The sequence below is a fragment of the Accumulibacter sp. genome, assembly GCF_031732815.1.
GTDB lineage: Bacteria > Pseudomonadota > Gammaproteobacteria > Burkholderiales > Rhodocyclaceae > Accumulibacter.
Genome location: NZ_JAVMKF010000244.1, coordinates 1 through 3,072 on the forward strand (window position 1 = coordinate 1; position 3,072 = coordinate 3,072).

General features: G+C 64.8%; 5 protein-coding genes. 3 read left to right on the forward strand and 2 right to left on the reverse strand.

The window, feature by feature from the left end:
- The coding region (locus RKP46_RS14815) for a hypothetical protein (RefSeq protein ID WP_311107351.1) at positions 1 to 185 on the reverse strand (185 nt) is incomplete at its 3' end.
- A gap of 392 nt (positions 186 to 577) precedes the next feature.
- Between RKP46_RS14815 and RKP46_RS14820 the strand changes: the two genes are divergently transcribed.
- The 3 genes from RKP46_RS14820 to RKP46_RS14830 all read left to right on the forward strand — a co-directional run bounded on the left by RKP46_RS14820 (position 578) and on the right by RKP46_RS14830 (position 2,273).
- Positions 578 to 1,315 (forward strand): AAA family ATPase, encoded by a 738-nt coding sequence (locus RKP46_RS14820; protein WP_409194153.1) that lies wholly within the window; start codon positions 578 to 580, stop codon positions 1,313 to 1,315.
- 59 nt (positions 1,316 to 1,374) lie between these two features.
- The gene (locus tag RKP46_RS14825) at positions 1,375 to 1,503 is read left to right on the forward strand and encodes a hypothetical protein (RefSeq protein WP_311107353.1); all 129 of its coding nucleotides are present in this window, start codon (positions 1,375 to 1,377) and stop codon (positions 1,501 to 1,503) included.
- Between the two features lie 131 nt (positions 1,504 to 1,634).
- Positions 1,635 to 2,273 carry a hypothetical protein gene (locus tag RKP46_RS14830; RefSeq protein WP_311107354.1) on the forward strand — a complete coding sequence of 213 codons (639 nt, stop codon included), beginning with the start codon at positions 1,635 to 1,637 and terminating at the stop codon, positions 2,271 to 2,273.
- A gap of 378 nt (positions 2,274 to 2,651) precedes the next feature.
- Here RKP46_RS14830 and RKP46_RS14835 read toward each other — a convergent pair.
- On the reverse strand, positions 2,652 to 3,072 hold a 421-nt coding region (locus RKP46_RS14835; RefSeq protein ID WP_409194154.1), incomplete at its 5' end, for a hypothetical protein.

Below are 3,072 nucleotides of genomic sequence, written 5' to 3' on the forward strand. Positions count from 1 at the left end.
CCGTCTATCGACATCGCCGGCCCGAACGTAGTGTGCTCTATCGCACCGTGCAGACCGTGCAGACCGTGCAGACGTACCTCGCCACCTGACTCGAACTCTCCTGCGACAGCCGCCAGGGCGTATCCGGCCCAGCCCATGTCGAACGCGAGTTCCGGCGGCATCTCGAACGCGGGATTCTGGCCCACGGTTTTGCCCGCGCTCGCTGCCGCAGAAGAGTGAGAAGAGGCCCGGCATTGCCTATGCGTATTCCAGGTCCACAGCGGGAGACTTCGAGGAAACGAGCTTTTTTGATCGAAGCGAGCAGGCCTGGCTGGTCAAGCCGGGGAGGCCGCCGATACCCGGGGTCGTCATCTATGCTGGGGTCGATGGCAGTTTTTCGGCGTGGGACCCGGCACGCAACTACTGGCAGGACAAGACGTCGCCAAGCTTCGAGCGCCTGAGAGCGTTCAACTTCACGCCAGAGCAGGTGTGGTATGGGCTTGAAGGCGGGGGAGGCATTCGTCATTGCAATGGACTGATTCAGGACTGGGTGCTGTGGCAGAAAAGCCAGGACCCCACCTTTGACGATCTGGCCAAAGTGCTGGCGGCGCTGTCGCCATCGCGTGATGAGCAGCTTCACGCCGGCGATCCGGTTTGGATCGGACTTGACGTCAAGGACTACCCCTCGCTGCGCATGCCCGATGGACAGAATGTCGCGCTGATTCATGCTTCGGCCGGCATGCGTCGCATTGCAGCGCTGGCTTACCTGCTGGTCTGGACGTGGCGGGAACACAAGATTGCTTGCGAGCAAACCGGACGCAAGCCAGCGAAAGAAATCATCTTCCTCGTCGATGAGATCGAGTGTCACCTGCATCCTCAATGGCAACGGCGAATCGTGCCGGCGCTGCTGCGCGTCATGCAGGCGCTGACCGGCAAGAGCGTGCCTGTGCAACTGATCGTCGCGACCCACTCCCCATTGGTTCTGGCTTCTGCGGAGCCGGATTTCGACGACGACCAGGATGCGCTTTTCAATATCGTCCTGCGCGACAAACAAGCTCACATTGAGCGGGCGACCTGGGCCAAGCGGGGCGATGTCGTCGATTGGCTCGTCTCGGATGCTTTTGGCCTTGCTCAGGCCAGGTCGGTGGAGGCAGAGCAGGCGATCGAGGCGGCGGAGGCATGGATGCGCGGCGAACGGAACCCGTTGCCGGAGAAGTTGGCGACCGAGGCGGCTATCCACGAGGAACTGCTTCGGGTACTGCCTGGGGGCGATCACTTCTGGCCTCGCTGGGTGGTGTGGGTCGACGGGCAGAAAGGGCGACAGGCGAAAGCATGATCCCGGTGCCCCGTATCCCGGAGCCTGCTGACTTTGACAAAGAGTGCCGGCAGAAGGGGATGAAGTGGTTGAAAGCGAATCCGGACGGTACGCGCCCGCGCGATTTCTGGTCGCCGTTCAGAAATGCGCTGGCTGACGGTTTCGCCAGTCCCGGACTGGCTGCCGCACGGGCGCTGACCTGCCGCTGATCCAGTACTGGTACACCCAGGTTTTTCCCGGCCGTTCCGCGTATCGCCTGTACGCGCTGTCGAATCTCGGCCCGTTTCTCGCCCTGCTCTCTTTTCCCGACCTCTTCGAGCCGAATTTCGAGCTCACCCGGATGGGACACTTCTGGACGGTCGGCTTCTGGGTCTTTGCCGCGCTGTGCGCTACCGTGACCTGGTGGATGCATCGTCTGCGCCACCGCCGGCCGATTCATCCCGGTTCGCCACCGGCGACGACGGAGGTGAGTGTCGAGCCGATCGCGCTGCGCCGGCGGATGTCGTGGGTCGCGCTGCCGGCGCTGGCTTCGCTCGCCTTCATCGCGACCACCGATCACGTCAGCCACAACGTCGCCCCGGAGCCGCGCCTGTGGATCGCGGCGCTCGGCCTCTATCTGCTCACCTTCATCGTCTCCTTCGATCATCCGCGCTGGTACCGGCGCGCATGGGTGGCGGCCGCTGCGCATATCGCCAACGCCTATCTCAAGCTCTACCCGGTGGTCAAACGCTTGGCCGAACACCTGAACATCGGTTTCCGCAACAAATACCAGCCGGGCGAGCCCGAGCGCAGGATTCGCCACAACCAGTATTTCGTGATGACCAACGATGCCGAGTACCTGCGCCGCTACCCGTCGGTCAATCGCCAGTATTTCGACCCGAACGGCAAGCTGATCGGCACCCAGGACCCGAATCTGCCGGGCGTGCCGCTATGGACCGACCATTTCAGCAGCCGGAACCGCATCGAGATCGACAATTGATTCCCGGCAGGCGCGCCATCGGACGGCAGGCGGCGACTTCCGCCGCGGCGTGGCGAGGCCGCCCGGCCGCCGGGATCGATCGATCTGCGCGATTGATCTTTCCATGTCCGGAACGGATCGCCCCATCGCCGGAGTTGATCGATCGAGCGCATGGTTTCGGCCGTCAAGCCCGCCAAGGGCGGCGTTTTCTGCCACTGGGAGCGTGCCGCCGCGCCGCCGCTGCCGTCGGTGCAAGTCCTGCGCCTTGCGTCTTGCGTCCTGCGCCGCTGCGTCGCCCGACTGGCTTCCGGCTTCTCCGCAATCCCCTTGCGCAGCGCGCGGCGGCGCAGCCGGGTAAAGCGATGCCGACGCGCGCCCTACCGCTGGCAAAGCGCGCCGTCAGCTCCCACCGATCTCTGCGCGCAGCTCGCGCACCAGTGCCAGCCCATCGGCGTCCTTAATCTTGGCGAACGCCTGCTCGGCCAGCGTCAGCACCTCCAGCGCCGACTCGCGCTCGCCGGCCAGCGCCAGCACCTGCGCCAGCAGTTGGCCCACCCCGCCGATGAAATCCGGACGGCCAAGTTGCCGGCTGAGCGCGAAGGCCTCGGCCAGATCGTCGTAGATCCGCTGCAGCCCGCGGCTGGTATGCTGCCCAAGCTGCAGGCGCAGCGCCGCGGTCGAGTACCTGATGTGCGCGATGCTATCGAGATCGCGCATCCGTTCGGCCACCGGCAGACGCTTCTCGTGGAGCGCCAGCGCCTCCGCGAACTGGCCGCGCGCCTGCAGGATGTCGGCGATCTTGCCCTGCGTCACCGCCTTC

Excerpts from the sequence above, each read along its gene's own strand:
- RKP46_RS14830 (WP_311107354.1), top strand. The coding sequence starts at position 1,635 with ATGGGACACTTCTGGACGGTCGGCTTCTGGGTCTTTGCCGCGCTGTGC.
- RKP46_RS14825 (WP_311107353.1), top strand. The coding sequence starts at position 1,375 with ATGAAGTGGTTGAAAGCGAATCCGGACGGTACGCGCCCGCGCGATTTC.